The 14,227-nt window shown below is 60.3% G+C and carries 14 protein-coding genes and 1 pseudogene; 12 read left to right on the top strand and 3 right to left on the bottom strand.

Annotation, left to right across the window (positions count from 1 at the left end; genetic code table 11):
- Positions 1-28: 28 nt before the first annotated feature.
- Together RS897_RS16860 and RS897_RS16865 are read left to right on the top strand one after the other, a co-directional pair.
- Positions 29-1,645, top strand: a complete 1,617-nt coding sequence (locus RS897_RS16860) for an S-methyl thiourocanate hydratase (RefSeq protein ID WP_315837650.1) — start codon at positions 29-31, stop codon at positions 1,643-1,645.
- Positions 1,646-1,703: 58 nt separating this feature from the next.
- Positions 1,704-2,564, top strand: a complete 861-nt coding sequence (locus tag RS897_RS16865) for a DMT family transporter (RefSeq protein ID WP_315837651.1) — start codon at positions 1,704-1,706, stop codon at positions 2,562-2,564.
- Positions 2,565-2,867: 303 nt separating this feature from the next.
- Here the strand turns inward: RS897_RS16865 and RS897_RS16870 are convergent, their stop codons facing one another.
- The gene (locus tag RS897_RS16870) at positions 2,868-3,482 is read right to left on the bottom strand and encodes a hypothetical protein (protein ID WP_315837652.1); all 615 of its coding nucleotides are present in this window, start codon (positions 3,480-3,482) and stop codon (positions 2,868-2,870) included.
- Between the two features lie 98 nt (positions 3,483-3,580).
- Here RS897_RS16870 and RS897_RS16875 point away from each other — a divergent pair, with 98 nt between their 5' ends.
- The 3 genes from RS897_RS16875 (at position 3,581) to RS897_RS16885 (ending at position 5,223) form a co-directional block, all read left to right on the top strand.
- Positions 3,581-4,135, top strand: coding sequence for a TetR/AcrR family transcriptional regulator (locus RS897_RS16875; RefSeq protein WP_315837653.1), 555 nt, complete (start codon positions 3,581-3,583; stop codon positions 4,133-4,135).
- Between the two features lie 2 nt (positions 4,136-4,137).
- Positions 4,138-4,674, top strand: coding sequence for a hypothetical protein (locus tag RS897_RS16880; RefSeq protein WP_315837654.1), 537 nt, complete (start codon positions 4,138-4,140; stop codon positions 4,672-4,674).
- A 96-nt stretch (positions 4,675-4,770) separates the two neighbouring features.
- Positions 4,771-5,223: an MBL fold metallo-hydrolase gene (locus RS897_RS16885; protein WP_315837655.1), complete on the top strand. Its 453-nt coding sequence runs from the start codon at positions 4,771-4,773 to the stop codon at positions 5,221-5,223.
- Positions 5,224-5,419: 196 nt separating this feature from the next.
- On the opposite strand, the gene RS897_RS16890 is transcribed toward RS897_RS16885, so the two are convergent.
- Positions 5,420-6,484: an aldo/keto reductase gene (locus tag RS897_RS16890; RefSeq protein WP_315837656.1), complete on the bottom strand. Its 1,065-nt coding sequence runs from the start codon at positions 6,482-6,484 to the stop codon at positions 5,420-5,422.
- Positions 6,485-6,561: 77 nt separating this feature from the next.
- On the opposite strand from RS897_RS16890, the gene RS897_RS16895 reads away from it, so the two are divergent.
- The 4 genes and pseudogenes from RS897_RS16895 to RS897_RS16910 all read left to right on the top strand — a co-directional run.
- Positions 6,562-7,161, top strand: coding sequence for a TetR/AcrR family transcriptional regulator (locus tag RS897_RS16895; RefSeq protein ID WP_315837657.1), 600 nt, complete (start codon positions 6,562-6,564; stop codon positions 7,159-7,161).
- Positions 7,162-7,435: 274 nt separating this feature from the next.
- Complete coding sequence (locus tag RS897_RS16900; protein WP_315837658.1) at positions 7,436-7,978, top strand: TetR/AcrR family transcriptional regulator; 543 nt, start codon at positions 7,436-7,438, stop codon at positions 7,976-7,978.
- 64 nt (positions 7,979-8,042) lie between these two features.
- A complete protein-coding gene (locus RS897_RS16905; RefSeq protein ID WP_315837659.1) occupies positions 8,043-9,017 on the top strand; it encodes an SDR family oxidoreductase in 975 nt (324 codons plus the stop codon).
- 117 nt (positions 9,018-9,134) lie between these two features.
- Positions 9,135-9,944, top strand: a pseudogene (locus tag RS897_RS16910) (NAD(P)-dependent oxidoreductase); the annotation flags it as partial.
- Positions 9,945-10,141: 197 nt separating this feature from the next.
- On the opposite strand, the gene RS897_RS16915 reads toward RS897_RS16910, so the two are convergent.
- Positions 10,142-10,423: an ArsR/SmtB family transcription factor gene (locus RS897_RS16915; RefSeq protein WP_315837660.1), complete on the bottom strand. Its 282-nt coding sequence runs from the start codon at positions 10,421-10,423 to the stop codon at positions 10,142-10,144.
- A gap of 235 nt (positions 10,424-10,658) precedes the next feature.
- On the opposite strand from RS897_RS16915, the gene RS897_RS16920 reads away from it, so the two are divergent.
- The 3 genes from RS897_RS16920 to RS897_RS42430 all read left to right on the top strand — a co-directional run bounded on the left by RS897_RS16920 (position 10,659) and on the right by RS897_RS42430 (position 14,227).
- Entirely contained in the window at positions 10,659-11,873 is a 1,215-nt protein-coding gene (locus RS897_RS16920; protein WP_315837661.1) for an MFS transporter, read from the top strand.
- 880 nt (positions 11,874-12,753) lie between these two features.
- Positions 12,754-13,890 (top strand): reverse transcriptase domain-containing protein, encoded by a 1,137-nt coding sequence (locus tag RS897_RS16925; RefSeq protein ID WP_425476418.1) that lies wholly within the window; start codon positions 12,754-12,756, stop codon positions 13,888-13,890.
- 22 nt (positions 13,891-13,912) lie between these two features.
- Positions 13,913-14,227, top strand: a complete 315-nt coding sequence (locus RS897_RS42430; RefSeq protein WP_425476419.1) for a retA reverse transcriptase — start codon at positions 13,913-13,915, stop codon at positions 14,225-14,227.

A 14,227-nucleotide genomic window follows, 5' to 3' on the forward strand; every position in this document is an offset into this window, starting at 1 on the left:
CAGGTGGCCGATGGGTTCGAACAGACGCATGCCTATAACTGCGATGCGCGGCACTGAGCTGCGATGCAAAGGCTGGCGGCAGGAGACCATCCTGCGTCTCCTCGAGAATAATCTTGAGAATGCCGAAAACCCGGCGGACCTCGTTATTTATATGTCATGGGCAAAAGCAGCGCGCGATTGGGAGAGCTTTGATAGAGCCGTCTCGGCCCTTATGCGGCTCGAGGAAGACCAGACTCTGGTTATGCAATCGGGCAAGCCGGCCGGTGTGTTTCCGTCGCAGGGGACGACGCCTCTCGTCCTCATGGCGAACGGAAACGTGGTTGGAGCTTGGGCCGGCGACGATGATTTTCGCGCTCTGGAAGCTAAGGGCCTCACAGTTATGCCGGGAATGACGGCGGCTGCCTGGCAATACATCGGAAGCCAGGGAATTCTCCAAGGTACCTTTGAGACGTTCAGCGCAGTTGCGCGGCGTCATTTCGGCGGAACCCTGGCGGGCCGACTGATAGTAACCGGTGGATGCGGCGGCATGAGCGGCGCGCAGCCTTTGGCGGGCAAGCTCGCCGGAGCTGCGATTGTCGTGGTCGAGGCTGATCCGGAACGTATCAATCGTCGCGTTGCAACAGGCTACTGCGAGCGGATCTCATACAACCTTGACGAGGCGCTCGAATGGGCAAATCAGGCGCGGGGTTCGCAGCAGGGCATCTCCATTGGCCTTGTCGGAAACGTCGCAACCGTGCTCACTGACCTGATTGCAAGGGGCGTAACGCCAGATATCGTTACCGATCAGACCATCTGCGATCCGGTTCGTGGATATATTCCTGAAGGTCTAAGCGTCGTTGAAGCCCAGGCGCTACGTGAAGCCGCCCCGCACGACCTTAAGCAGAAGTCGCTGCTCACGATCGCTAAGCATGTCAAAGCCATGCTCACGCTCAAGGGCAGGGGCTCGATTGTGTTCGAATATGGAAATAATCTGCGCAAGCATGCGCTTGAAGCCGGTGTCTCGGACGCCTTCCAGTTCGGCTCGTTCATTGAGCTCTATATCAGACCGCTTTTTTGCGAAGGCATCGGACCCTTTCGATGGGTTGCGGCTTCGGGTGATCCTTCGGACATTCGTCTCATCGATGATCTGGCCCTGGACCTTTTCCCGGCGGATCATCGGCTCTGCGGCTGGATCAGGACTGCTCGTGACCATGTCCAGTTCACAGGCTTGCCGGCGCGCATCGGCTGGTTGGGACATGGCGAACGCAAGCGGCTCGCTTTGGCCGTAAATGAGTTAGTCAAGCGTGGAGCTTTGAAAGCTCCTGTCGCTTTTACGCGTGATCACCTGGATTCGGGCTCGGCATCCTTGCCGCATCGGGAAACCGAAAATATGGCCGACGGGTCAGACGCTATTTCCGATTGGCCGCTGCTGAACGCGCTGCTCAACTGTGCATCGGGCGCGGATCTCGTTGCCGTACATGGCCTTGGCAACTGGGGACAATCCGCCGGAGTCACGACAATCGCGACAGGCACCGAAGATGCTTCGGCGCGACTATCTCGAGTCATGGACAACGATACCGCCATTGGAATCATAAGACACGCGGATGCTGGGTATGAGGTTGCGGCCGAAAGCGCACTGCGCAACGGCCTCGACCGCGCTTCCTGACAATCATCCAATCCCATTCACGTTTTATGAATATCTCGCTTAGCGAGGGGGCGTTACCGTGCTCGATCTTACAACAGGTTCACTGACGGTAGTTGCGCTCTTCTGCTTTGCGGCGAACTCGATCTTGTGCCGCTTGGCACTCGCGCCCAACCTAATTGACGCATCCAGCTTTGCCACAGTCCGCGTTACGGCGGCTGCGGCGATCTTAACGATGCTGGTCGTTCTCAGTCAGCGGCGACTGCCACGCTTCAATACTCATTGCATCTCATCGATTGTCTCACTCTTCGCGTACATCATCTTTTTCTCGCTTGCCTACACTCGGATAAGTACCGGCGTCGGAGCGCTCGTCCTTTTCGGCTCTGTTCAGGTCACCATGATTGGATTTGCCCTATGGCAAGGCGAGCGACTTCCAACAACGTCCTGGGTCGCGTTTGGCGTTGCTATCATAGGGTTGGCATATCTTGTCTCACCCGGAATGTCGGCGCCCGAGCCGATAGGCGCCATTTTTATGATCTTGTCGGGGACGGCTTGGGCGCTCTTCTCTCTCTCGGGCAGGAGTAAGGTTGATCCAATCGATTCAAATGCCGTAAGCTTTATCGGTTGCGTACCGCTCGCGCTCATCGCTAACGCAGTCTTTTCGAAGGACTTCTCCATTACGACTGAAGGCTTTTTGCTCGCCGTTGCATCTGGAGCGATCGCGTCGGGGTTGGGCTATGCGGTTTGGTACGCCGCATTGCGAAAACTTACCATCACTCATGCCTCCACCGTCCAGCTTTTGGTACCCGCGCTCGCAGCCTTTGGTGGAGCTGTTCTCTTATCAGAGCCCATCACCTTTCGTTTACTCTTGGCCTCAGGCGCTCTCTTAGGGAGTGTGGCAGTTATCATTTTGAAGCGCAGTCGGACGGCTACTTCGCATTAGCCCGTAACATTCTTCCACTGCGTGAGGCGCGGCCTTAAGGCATCAGACACCTGATCTACATTCCCGGCAGATCGGCCCTTATGAGACTTTCGCTTATAGAGTACGTCCGAGACGTAAGTCGATCTCGAAGCGGTCAAGAGACGCGCGGTCCTGATTGATTCAAGGTACTTGCCGATATCAAATGGGCCATGTTGTCGATGATACGATGATACAGAATCGCACCTCGAACCTGGATTTCGATTTTTACAAATACGGGATCTGGAAGGACGGGCGATCGGCCCAAAGCTCGGGATGTGCCATGGTTTAGGTGCCGCCGGCCTCCATCATAACTATGCCGGTGACGAGAAATCTGCGTCCATCGCCCGTGGAGTTCGTCGCGTGGATCCGCTGTCTATGAGACGGATTCTCCCTGGTTCGTTTGGGCCGATCGCAGCCGATCAGGCGCCAGCCCTTGTTGTGAGAAGCCAGCCAAGAACCGGCAAACTGACGATTATCATGGGCACGAGGAAAGCCAGGACCTAGCCAAAAAGGCCCCGTTGGAGCGACGGTTATTGGTTCGAGCCGCCGCCGCACGATGACGACCATATCAACCAATGTTTCAACGATGACCGCCCCGGCCAGCCAAGGGCCTGCGGCGCTCCCAAAACTCAGCGCCACGATTGCCGCTGCCGCTATGGCTGCGCCCAGCAGATCGAGCCAGACGATCTCCACGAGGCCTCCATTCGACAGGGGATAACCTCTGCGACGAGCGGCAATAGCGGAAAGCGCGAGGACCCTGAGCAGATGGATCCCGAGCACCCCGGCCATGAGGCGCGTCGGCGCATGCGCCTGCACCAAGGATAGGAGAAGAACCGCCGCGAAGCCCGAAACGATCAGGCTCAGCAACTGCGTCCTTCGGAGTCGAGACAAGCTGGACATGGGTAGGCTCCTATTTTTTGATAGCGATCGCAATTTATATATTGAAAATAGCGACCGCTATCAATACCTCAAGGGGCCAGAGCGAAGGAGCGGACGAGATGAAGGTTTCAAAGGAAAGGGCCGCGGAGAACCGCGAGCGGATCCTCGATGAGGCGTCCCGCCTCTTCCGCGAACGGGGCGTGCAGGGCGTGGGCGTGGATGCACTCGGCGAGGCTGCGGGGTTGACCCATGGCAGTCTGTACAGTCAGTTCGGCTCGAAGGACCGGCTGTTGGCCGAAGCCGTCGGACGTGCTTTCGCGAGCTTCGGCGCCAAGGTCGGCACCATCGACGACGCTGACGCCTATGTTAGCGAATACCTCTCCGCAGCGCATCGCGAAAATCCCGGAGACGGCTGCGCGGTCGCCGCCCTCGGGTCCGAAATGCCCCGCCAGAGTGAGGCCGTTCGGAAGGTTTTCACCGATGCAGTCCTGCGCAGCAGGGCTCGGGTGGCTAGGCTCCTGCTGAAGCGCCGTGGGCGTGAACCCGAAGACGATGCGCTCGCCATGCTCGCGACAATGGCGGGCGCGATGATGCTGGCGCGCGCGGTCGACGACCCGGAGCTTTCGGATCGCATTCTCGAGGTTTGTCGACAGCATCTGCAAAGGGCCGCGTAGATATGTCAGCCGCCGTGAAGCGAAATATCTTCCGCAGCCCTCTTGCCATCCATTTTATCGGTATCGCGCTGCTGATTGGCAGCCGTTTGGCGGTCATCGTGATCGACCGGCAGACATCGCACAGTGGCCTGCAAGTGTTGGCGCTCGGTCAAGATTTTGCGGGCGACATCAACAAGAGCCTTGGGCCGCTTGGGCTGCTGATCATGGTCGCCACGGGCGTGGCGATGTCCTTCCTGCGTTACGGCCGCCGGCCGCCGATCTGGGTGAGGATCAAGGTCGGTCTCAATCTTTTCGCCTTCCTTGGCGTCGCGCTACTCGGGGCGCCTGCTTTTGCCAGAGTCCAGCTCTGGGCCCATTGGAGCGCCGACCACAATCAACTGGCTCCGCAATTCCAGCCGGCAGCCGCCCAGGCCGACCTCTACAGCGTCATCGTCTTCGCTCTGCTCTTGGTCAACATCCCCGTCGCGGTCTGGAAGCCGTTCCTCTCCGCCAAGTCGCCGAAGCTGCATCCGCCCACCCCCACGACGGCTCAGGGCTAGCGCCCGAACCAGCCGTTCGTGGATGTCCGCCGCCGCCGCACCGCCCTCAACGCGAGCAGCTGAACCCACCAAAACCCAGTCACAGGAGTAGATTCCATGACAATCAAAGCAATATCCGCACTCGCCGCGATCATCGCCACCGGATCGATCGCTTGCGCCGCCCAGGCACAGGGTATCGACTATGCGAAGACCTCCTTCACCGCCCAGAAATTGGGACCTAACGTCTACGTGCTCACGGGATCGCCGGACACGGACCCTATCCATCCGGAGGGAGCAGGAGGGCGCATCGGCCTCCTCGTCGGCCCGGACGGGGTGCTCATGGTCGACTCGTCCTACGCCCCGCTCTCGGACAAGGTCTTAGCGGCGATCCGCAAGCTCAGCCCGGCTCCGATCCGATACGTCGTCAATACCCACCTGCATGGGGACCATGTGGGCGGCAATCCCGCCTTCGCCAAGATGGGCGCTGTCATGCTTGCCAGCGAGGAAACCTGGCGTCGAAAAGCTTCAGGAGCGCACCCGAGAGCGATACAAGGAGCGCCCAAATGTTGATCCCAAATATGCCATTTTCCATTCGGCCCAGGGTCCAGTCACGCAGCTAGCTTCGGTATAGCCCTTTCAAGCAATCGCAAGAATCGTTGGTTGCGAGCCCCCGCAACCAATTTTGTATCCTCCCAATTCCGGGCCGCTCTCGTTGAGTGCGCTGTTCGTTCGACAGCCCGTTGTCTCGTGCTTGGAGCGCGTTGGCTTAGCGGCGCAATTGACGGTTCGACACGGACGCCGCCGTGAAGCCGGTCGCGGCTTCAGCGGCTTTGGCTAGCAGCGCCGGCGTGGATATGCCCTGATAGTCGCGGCGTGGCGTGTAAGGCGCCTCCAGCTTCTTCGTCTCATCATCGGTCAACGTGATCGACAGCGAAGCGACCGCATCATCTATGTGCTTGGTTTTGAGCACGCCGACAATCGGCGCGGCGACAACAGGATTGCGGCGGAGCCAGGCCAAGGCGACCTGCGCCTGGCTGACGCGACGGTCCGCCGCAATGGCGGCCACCGCATCGACGATTTTCTGATCACTATCTGCGGTCGCCGACTCTTGCCTGGCACCTTCGGCTTCAGCTTGTGTGCGGGCGGTGGTTTCGCCCCAGGGCCGCGCCAGACGGCCGCGCGCGAGCGGACTGTAGATCATCGTCTGAACACCTTCGTCGGAGCAGAGCGGGATCATCTCGTTCTCTTCTTCGCGGGCGAGCAGGTTGTAGTTATCCTGCATCGAAATGAAACGCGACCAACCATTGGTCTTTTGGAGATGCAGTGCCTTACCGAACTCCCACGCCTTCATCGAGGAAGCACCAAGATAGCGCACCTTCCCCATCTTCACGAGATCGTGGAGCGCTTCCAGCGTCTCCTCCCACGGCGTCAACTGATCGCGACGGTGGATTTGGTAGAGGTCGATGTAGTCGGTGCCGAGACGACGCAGGCTGTGGTCAACCTCCGTCATGATCGCCTTACGCGACAAGCCGATGGCGTTGGGGCCATTGCGTGTCGGGGCGGCGAGTTTAGTTGCGATCACCACGCTATCGCGATTGGTGGAATCCTTGAGCACCTTGCCGACTGTCTCCTCGCTATTGCCGTTCGAGTACATGTTGGCGGTGTCGAAGAAGTTGATGCCGGCATCGAGGGCGTGACGGATCAGATCGCGGCTGGCGGCCTCATCGAGCGACCAAGCCGGATGGCCCTTCGCAGGATCACCGAAGCCCATGCAGCCGACGCAGATGGGAGAAACCTCAAGGCCGCTGTGGCCGATCTTAATGTATTGCATATAAACACCTTTATGCCTATAAGTGGACAGTTCTCCGCTTATATGTACCGGAGAGTTCTCCGTTTAGCAAGCAGGTGATGAGCGACCTGGAAGCCAAGCTGCGCGCCGATGCACAAGCGAACCGCGACCGCCTTCTGGAGGTCGCGCGCGAAGCGCTGACAGCCGATCCGGCGGCTTCGCTGAATTCCGTCGCTAAAACCGCAGGCGTCGGCGCGGGAACGCTCTATCGCCATTTCCCTACGCGCGAGGCTCTGGTCGTCGCTGTCTATCGGAGGGAGATCGACGAACTTGTAAGGCTCGCCGCAAAGCTGCTGGCGGAGAATCCTCCGCTGCGGGCGCTCCTTAAATGGTGCGACCGTCTCGCTAAGGCGGGCCGGACGAAGCAGGGCATCAATGTCGTACTGCAGGCGGCGATCACCGACGAGGATCATAAGGCAACCTATGAGCCGATAATGAAGGCCACCGGGCTCCTGATGGACGCTTGCCGGGAGGCCGGGGATATCGGGGCGGACATCGATGCCCAGAGCTTTCTGATTCTCGTGAGCTTCCTGTGGAAGATGCCGCCGGGCGCCGCCAGTGAGGCACGGGCGAAGCGGCTTCTCGCCTTTGTCTTTCATGGCATGGGTGCGAACAAAGAAGTGGTTCGGGAATTTTTCCCGGTCAGCGCAAGGGTCTGACAGTTTCGTTGCGTGCTGGGTAATTTTCCGGTCGCGAAACGGCGTCAGAGCCGAGCCCGCAGCAGGCCACGGGGCGGCAGGGAGGGAGCAAAGCGAAAAAGCGCTTGGGCATCGCTCTTGCGGAGCGCCGATCTGGTCGCGGTCGGGGGATGAAGGTGGATAGTCGTGTCGCAAGCGAAAATGTTCTGAGCAGAATTTAGTTGACTGACTGGCCACTCTTTTATTATAGTTGGGTATGGCTCGACCACGAAGTGAGGATAAGCGGAACGCGCTCTTGGCGGCGGCAACGCATGTCATCGCGACGCAAGGCCTGAGCGCGCCTACGGCGACGATCGCCCAAGAGGCTGGCGTGTCGAACGGCTCGCTGTTTACTTACTTCGCCACGAAAGGGGACATGTTCAACCAACTCTTCCTGGAGCTGAAGGCTGATATGGCGACCGCCGCATTGGAGGGCCTGCCGGCAGGAGCTGAGCTTCGCAAGCGGACTTTCCACGCGTGGCGCAACTGGATGCGCTGGGCCGTATCGAACCCCGAAAAGCGCCGTGCGCTGGCGCAGCTCTACCTTTCCGAAGAAATCACATCCAGCGCGCCTTCCGCCGGCCGCAAGCAACCCGCGGAGAAAGTCGCCGAACTCGTGGATCTGATGGAACAGTGTCGCTCGATCGGTCCGATGCAGAACACCCCTTTGGGTTTTGTCGCAGCGATCATGAATGCGATGGCAGAAGCGACGATGGATTTCATGGTTCACGACCCGCCGAACGCGGACAGGCATTGTCGGGCGGGTTTTGAAGCCTTCTGGCGAGTTGTGGGCGGATAATTTTTGCGGAATTAATGACTGACTAGACGCTCAATTAAGCGGTCAGAACGAAGGAGATGGCGCAATGCGCGTTTTGGTAACTGGGGCTACAGGACTAATCGGCTTTGCGACCGTCAAGGAACTCCTCGCGGCAGGGCATGAGGTGACGGGACTCGCGCGCACCGAGGCTTCGGGCAAGAAGCTGACCGAAGCTGGCGCGCAGGTGGCGCTAGGCAGTGTGGACGATCTGGATAGTTTGCGCCGGGCCGCAGCGTCCGTGGACGGTGCGATTCATACCGCATTTTATCACAAAATATCACACGCTCCGCTCGGCACGCTGCTTCGCGTGTTCCTGGGCGGCGCTCCTGGCGGAATCTTCATGAGATTCATGAAAGCCGCGGCGGCGGCGGACCGTCGCGCAATCGAGACAATCGCTGCATTACTGCCGGGAAAAGGTAGCCCGCTGGTGGCCACTTTCGGAACATTGGGCATGAAGCCGGGACGGCTTGCTACCGAGGATGATGAGTATGACCACGATTTTACATCCTTCGGACTAGGGCGGGCCAGAACAGAGGATACGCTCAAGGAACTGGTGGCCTCGCGCGGTATTCGCACCTCTGCAATCAGGCTGCCGCCCATCGTCCACGGCCCCGACGCTTACGGCTTGGCCATGCTGCTCATTCCGGCTGCGCGCAAGAAAAAGGAATCGGCATATGTGGGCGACGGTCTGAATCGATGGCCTTCGGTGCATTATCTCGATGCAGCCCGCCTTTTCCGCCTGGCGCTTGAGAATGGGCCAGCCGGGGGGACCTATCACGGTGTCGCCGAGGAGGGCATTCCGTTTCGTGACATCGCTGGGGTGATTGGGCGGCGTTTGAACGTACCCGTCGTCAGCAAACCCGCCTCCGAGGCAGCAAAGCAATTCGGCTTCATCGCGCGGCCCGTTCAGATCGACAATCCCACCTCCAGCAAACTGACGCGCGAACGCCTTGGCTGGACCTCCACAAATATGGGACTTATCACCGATCTGGAACAGACCGACTTCTTTTCCAAAGTTTAGCATCCTTCGGTCTGGCTCAAACCGCGTCGTTGAGGGCTTTTCCATGGAACAACACTCGATTGGAGCTGGGTCACGACGCCGGTCGAGAACCCAGCCTCGCTATGCGGCTTCGATGCCCTCGTCGCGACGCGCGAGCGCACCCGATTTACACCGGAGCTGTTCGACCAGCTTCCCGACGTCCGGATCATCGCCCAGACGGGCAATCATGCCTATCATATAGATCTCGCCGCTGCGGAGCAGCGCGGCATCGTCATCGGCAAGGCGACGGGTGGCTTCTGCACGGCAGCCGGAGAACTTGCGTTTGGATTGATGATGGCGGCGATGCGGCGCATTCCGAATGTCGATCTGGCCATCAAGAGCGGCGGCTGGCCCACGCCGATGACGCGCGTCCTCCGCGGCAAAACACTCGGCATCGTCGGACTCGGCAATATCGGCCGCTATGTCGCTCGGATCGCCAAGGCATTTGATATGAACGTGCTGGCCTGGGGCACGCGCTTGACGGACGAGGCCGCGGCGGCGGCCGGTGCGGAACGGCGCGAGTTGGACGAACTCTTGGGCGCCTCCGACATCGTGTCGATCCATGCGACACTGAGCCCGCAATCGCGAGGCTTAATCGATGAGCGGCGCATCGCGCTTTTGAAGCCTTCCGCCTATCTGATCAACCCGGCCCGGGGGCCGATCGTTGATGAGGCGGCGCTCCATAAATCGCTCCGGGATGGCCGCATCGCAGGCGCCGGTCTCGATGTCTTCGATCAAGAGCCGCTCCCGACAGACCATCCGTTGAGGACGCTCGATAATGTCGTCTTGACATCGCACCTCGGATGGCCAACCGACGAGATGTACGGCCAATTTGCGGATGCCGCCGCTGACGTGCTTCTCGCATTTCGTGACGGACGGGACGTGCCCCGCTTCGTTTCCGAACATTGATGATCGTTGCGCCGCCGACATCGCCGGTGAATGATTGCTCGTGCAATCTCGCGGCAACATCGCCCACGGGGCACGAGCACGGCAAGAATGCCCCAGATCGCCCGTCTTGCCTATGAGAACGCACTTCCCAGTGTGGCGTGAGTGAGCCACAGACAGGTGCCGCAAGAGCCTTCCTCCGCCTGCATCCGGACGGAGTCTCAGCGCCCACCGTTCGATGATCCAGGCTCCCAGCCTGCAACCAATGTCAGCAGCCCCGGGAATCGCTGGTTCAGATCGTCGACACGAACACGACTGCGACGCTCGAGACCATATTGGCGTTGGCGGATGAGGCCTGCTTCACGCAATGCCTTGAAGTGGTGTGTCAGAGAGGACTTCGGGCGATCGAAGCCGAACCAGCCGCAGGTGTGGTCATAGTCCTCCGATTCCAGCAGAAGCTTTCGAACGATGGTGAGGCGCAACGGATCGGCCAGCGCGCCCATCACCGCCTCAAGCCGCAAGGCCTCGGCGGACGGTTCCGGCAAGGGGGACGGCAGAGCCTCGGCGCTTACGTCGAGAGCGGTGAGCTGAGACGGAGGCATGGACTCCGTTTAGCACGCCAGTACGACTTTTGTCGAACCTTTTATGCGACTTTCTTAGAACAACTATATACGACTCTAATCGAACTATGGTATGTACGACAAAACTCGTACTTATCGGTCTGCCTGGAGGCGTATCATGAATGTCCACACCACATCCGAAGGGATCTCCGCAACGCGGGCCGATCCGCCCTGGCGCATGTGGATCGCCGCCTGGCTGATCACAGCCGTCTTCATCCTCTCGAATTCCGCGACGCCCCTCTACATCCGCTGGCAAGCCGAAATCGGCTTCACGTCCGGGACGCTCACGACCATTTTCGCCGCCTACATTTTCGGTCTGCTGGTGACCCTGCTTATCGCGGGCCAGCTCTCCGACCGGTATGGACGCAAAGTCGTTCTGATACCGGGGTTGCTTTCCGCCATTGTCGCCTGCTTCCTCTTTGCGACCGCTCATGACGTCACGATGCTGGTCATCGCGCGGCTCCTGTCTGGCGTCGCCGTTGGCGTCATCGTTTCGGCAGGCATGGCCTCGGTTGTCGACCTCGGCGGTCCCGAGCGGCGCAAGCTGGCCTCGCTGGTCGCCTCGGTGGCGATGGTGCTTGGCGCGGGCCTCGGCCCTCTGCTCGCCGGCGCCTTGGCGCGGACGCTGACCCAGCCGATCGTCCCGATCTTCTCCGTGGAGTTGCTCGTTCTGGTGAGCGCCCTCGCTATCGCGGCCCTCCTGCCGCTGAAGCGTCCACCACGCAAGGCGGGTGACGCGTGGCGGCTGCATCTGCCCAGCGTCCCGCATGCGAACCGCCGGCATCTGGCCTTGGGCATCGCAGTGTTCGGCCCAGGCATCACGGCGACCTCCTTCGTCCTCTCGCTGGGCCCATCGCTCCTGTCGCGGCTGCTCGGCGTCACCAGCCCGCTCATCGCCGGCGGCATGGCCTGCGCGATGTTCCTGACGGCGACGGGCGTCCAGTTCGCGGTGAAGAGCCTCCCCATACGGACAATCTTTCTTCTCGGATCGATCGCTGCGATCCTCTCGATGCTCGGCGTCATTCTCGCGGTGAACGCATCGATCGCGGCTGTTTTGATCATCGCGGCTTTGCTTGCAGGCGCCGCCCAAGGATTGGGGCAACTGGGCGGCCTGACGCTCATCGGCTTGCATGTGCCGACGCATCGACGGGCGGAGGCGAACTCGGTTCTCAATTTCGGCGGCTACATTCCCGCCGGGCTGCTGCCGGTCGCCACTGGCTATCTCATCGACAAGACCGGGCTCGCGATTGGCGCGAGCAGTTTCGCTGCGGCGCTGGGTGCCTGCGCCGTGATAGCGGCAATCTTTGTCGCCGACAGCCTGAAGACCGAGTGATCCTTCCCCAGACTTTCGCAAAAAGGGGCGGCGGTGGGACAGAGCGTCAACGATACAGCCGGGGGGGGGCGCGGCCTCGGCTAACCCGTGGCTATGCAGCGAGCTTGGGAATGGATCGTTCGACCAATCGCAAGAATCGGGTGTTGCGAGCCCCCGCAACCAACGATTCTTGCGAAACCTCCGCCGGCCCCGCCGCGGAGGTTTTTGCATTTTCAGACCCATTTCGCAGGGACCGGGTGTTGCGTGTCCCCGCAACCAAACTTCGATACTCCCATAGCGCAAGCTGCTGGAGTTTTTCGTTGTACTGGACCGCTGGCCAATCATGAGAGTGGAAAGCTCGGCACGGCATCTGGCCAGGGCCAGCATTTCACCGTGATCACATCCTGAATTGCCGGCTCAACAGACCTCTCCCATCACCTCAAAGCGGCAGTAGGGGAGATTGGCAGCCAAAGCCCGTTCAAACCTGAGTCTCGTCATCGTCGGACTTGAAGCGTGCGAGCGCGATAGGTTTAGTGCACTGTCAGAGCGCCGGGAGACCGGCAAGGAGTAGGTGGTGGAAGTCCACTACGATGAAGGAGTAGCGAACCACATCGGCCCCGAGCCGTGCGTCGCTGTCCGCGAGGACAGAGGCGAAGCGTCGGCAGGGGTGAGCATAGGCCAGCCATTGAGCCGCGAAAGGCATTTCCCGAGCGCCGACGCCGTTGACAGCGCGGAAGGCAACATGGACGGGCGCGGTATCGCGAGCGCCCGTCCAGCTCGGCGTGGTCGCAGACCCTGGCATGTGCAGAAGGTCCTTGCTCGGGAACCGGGAGGTCCCACGCCCGACCGCCGCAAGTATGCTTACGACGGTCCGCATCGGGAAGGCGAGGAGCCGTAGCCGATGGTGCACGTGCGTGGGAAGTCTGACTCCGCCATAGTAGCTGTGAAGCCGGTGAACAAGGCGGAGCAATCCGCTGCGGAACTGGTGGAGCCAAGGGTGGAGACCGAGGGGAAGGCGGATCAGCAAAGCACGTTCCGGGCGCAGAACCGGGCAGACGTGTCACAGGCGCTGGAACGCCTACGGCAAGCAGCAAGACAGAGGAAGAAGGAGCGGTTCACCGCGCTCTTCCACCATCTCAGCATCGAACTGTTCGGGGAGGCCTTCTTCGATCTGAAGAAGAATGCCGCCTCCGGCGTGGACGGACTGACATGGCAGGCCTACGAGGCAGACCTTGAGCGCAAGCTCGAGGACTTGCATGCACGGGTCCAAAGGGGAGCGTATCGGGCGCTGCCGAGTCGGCGGGTCTATATTCCCAAGCCGGACGGTGGACAACGTCCGCTCGCGGTTGCCGCACTGGAGGACAAGATCGTTCAACGGGCGACGGCTGCGGTGCTGAATGCGATCTACGAGGAAGACTTCCTCGGGTTCTCATATGGCTTCCGGCCCGGACGCAGCCAACATGATGGGTTGGATGCGCTCGTTGTCGGGATCACCAGCACGAAGGTGAACCTCATTCTGGACGCCGATATCCGAAGCTTCTTCGACACGGTGAACCAATCATGGCTCATCCGTTTCGTGGAGCACCGGATCGGCGATCAGCGCATCATCCGCCTGATCCGCAAATGGCTCAAGGCGGGCATCCTCGAAGACGGGGTCGTGACGATCGGTGATCAGGGAACGGGACAGGGATCGGTGATTTCACCGTTGCTTGCCAATATTTACCTGCACTATGTCTTCGACCTATGGGCCAATCGCTGGCGACGGCGCGAGGCTGCGGGCAACGTCATCATCGTGCGCTACGCCGACGACATCATCGTCGGTTTCGAGCACGAGAATGACGCCCGGCATTTTCTTGGCGCGATGCGGGAGCGGTTCAAGGAGTTTGCGTTGTCGTTGCATCCGTACAAAACCCGCCTGATCGAGTTTGGTCGCCACGCTGCGGCCAACCGCGAGCGACGCGGGCAAACCGGAGACGTTCAACTTTCTGGGCTTCACCTTCATCTGTGGGCAGACACGCGCGGGCAAATTTCTGCTTAAGCGAAAAACCCGGCGTGATCGCATGCAGGCGAAACTGAAAGCCATCAAGCAGGAGTTGCGACAGCGAATGCACCAGCCAATACCCGTGCAGGGAAAATGGCTGGGGCAGGTCGTCACGGGTTATTTCAACTACCACGCCGTGCCGACCAACAGTCGTGCGTTGGTCACGTTTCGCTTCTTCGTCACCGAACTCTGGAAGCGATCGCTGCGGCGGCGCAGCCAGAAGGACGACACGACCTGGCAGCGGATCACTCGGCTGGCCAACGACTGGCTTCCCAAACCGCGTATCCTTCACCCTTGGCCACAAGCACGCTTCGCCGTCAAACACCCAAGGTAG

It is taken from the genome of Bradyrhizobium prioriisuperbiae, assembly GCF_032397745.1.
Classification (GTDB): domain Bacteria; phylum Pseudomonadota; class Alphaproteobacteria; order Rhizobiales; family Xanthobacteraceae; genus Bradyrhizobium_A; species Bradyrhizobium_A prioriisuperbiae.

Bases quoted from the DNA above. Each gene is read 5' to 3' on its own strand.
- RS897_RS16885 (WP_315837655.1), top strand. From the start codon at position 4,771: ATGACAATCAAAGCAATATCCGCACTCGCCGCGATCATCGCCACCGGA.
- RS897_RS16880 (WP_315837654.1), top strand. From the start codon at position 4,138: ATGTCAGCCGCCGTGAAGCGAAATATCTTCCGCAGCCCTCTTGCCATC.
- RS897_RS16870 (WP_315837652.1), bottom strand. From the start codon at position 3,482: ATGTCCAGCTTGTCTCGACTCCGAAGGACGCAGTTGCTGAGCCTGATC.
- RS897_RS42430 (WP_425476419.1), top strand. From the start codon at position 13,913: ATGCAGGCGAAACTGAAAGCCATCAAGCAGGAGTTGCGACAGCGAATG.
- RS897_RS16895 (WP_315837657.1), top strand. From the start codon at position 6,562: ATGAGCGACCTGGAAGCCAAGCTGCGCGCCGATGCACAAGCGAACCGC.
- RS897_RS16860 (WP_315837650.1), top strand. From the start codon at position 29: ATGCCTATAACTGCGATGCGCGGCACTGAGCTGCGATGCAAAGGCTGG.
- RS897_RS16875 (WP_315837653.1), top strand. From the start codon at position 3,581: ATGAAGGTTTCAAAGGAAAGGGCCGCGGAGAACCGCGAGCGGATCCTC.
- RS897_RS16890 (WP_315837656.1), bottom strand. From the start codon at position 6,484: ATGCAATACATTAAGATCGGCCACAGCGGCCTTGAGGTTTCTCCCATC.
- RS897_RS16915 (WP_315837660.1), bottom strand. From the start codon at position 10,423: ATGGGCGCGCTGGCCGATCCGTTGCGCCTCACCATCGTTCGAAAGCTT.
- RS897_RS16920 (WP_315837661.1), top strand. From the start codon at position 10,659: ATGAATGTCCACACCACATCCGAAGGGATCTCCGCAACGCGGGCCGAT.
- RS897_RS16905 (WP_315837659.1), top strand. From the start codon at position 8,043: ATGCGCGTTTTGGTAACTGGGGCTACAGGACTAATCGGCTTTGCGACC.
- RS897_RS16925 (WP_425476418.1), top strand. From the start codon at position 12,754: ATGGTGCACGTGCGTGGGAAGTCTGACTCCGCCATAGTAGCTGTGAAG.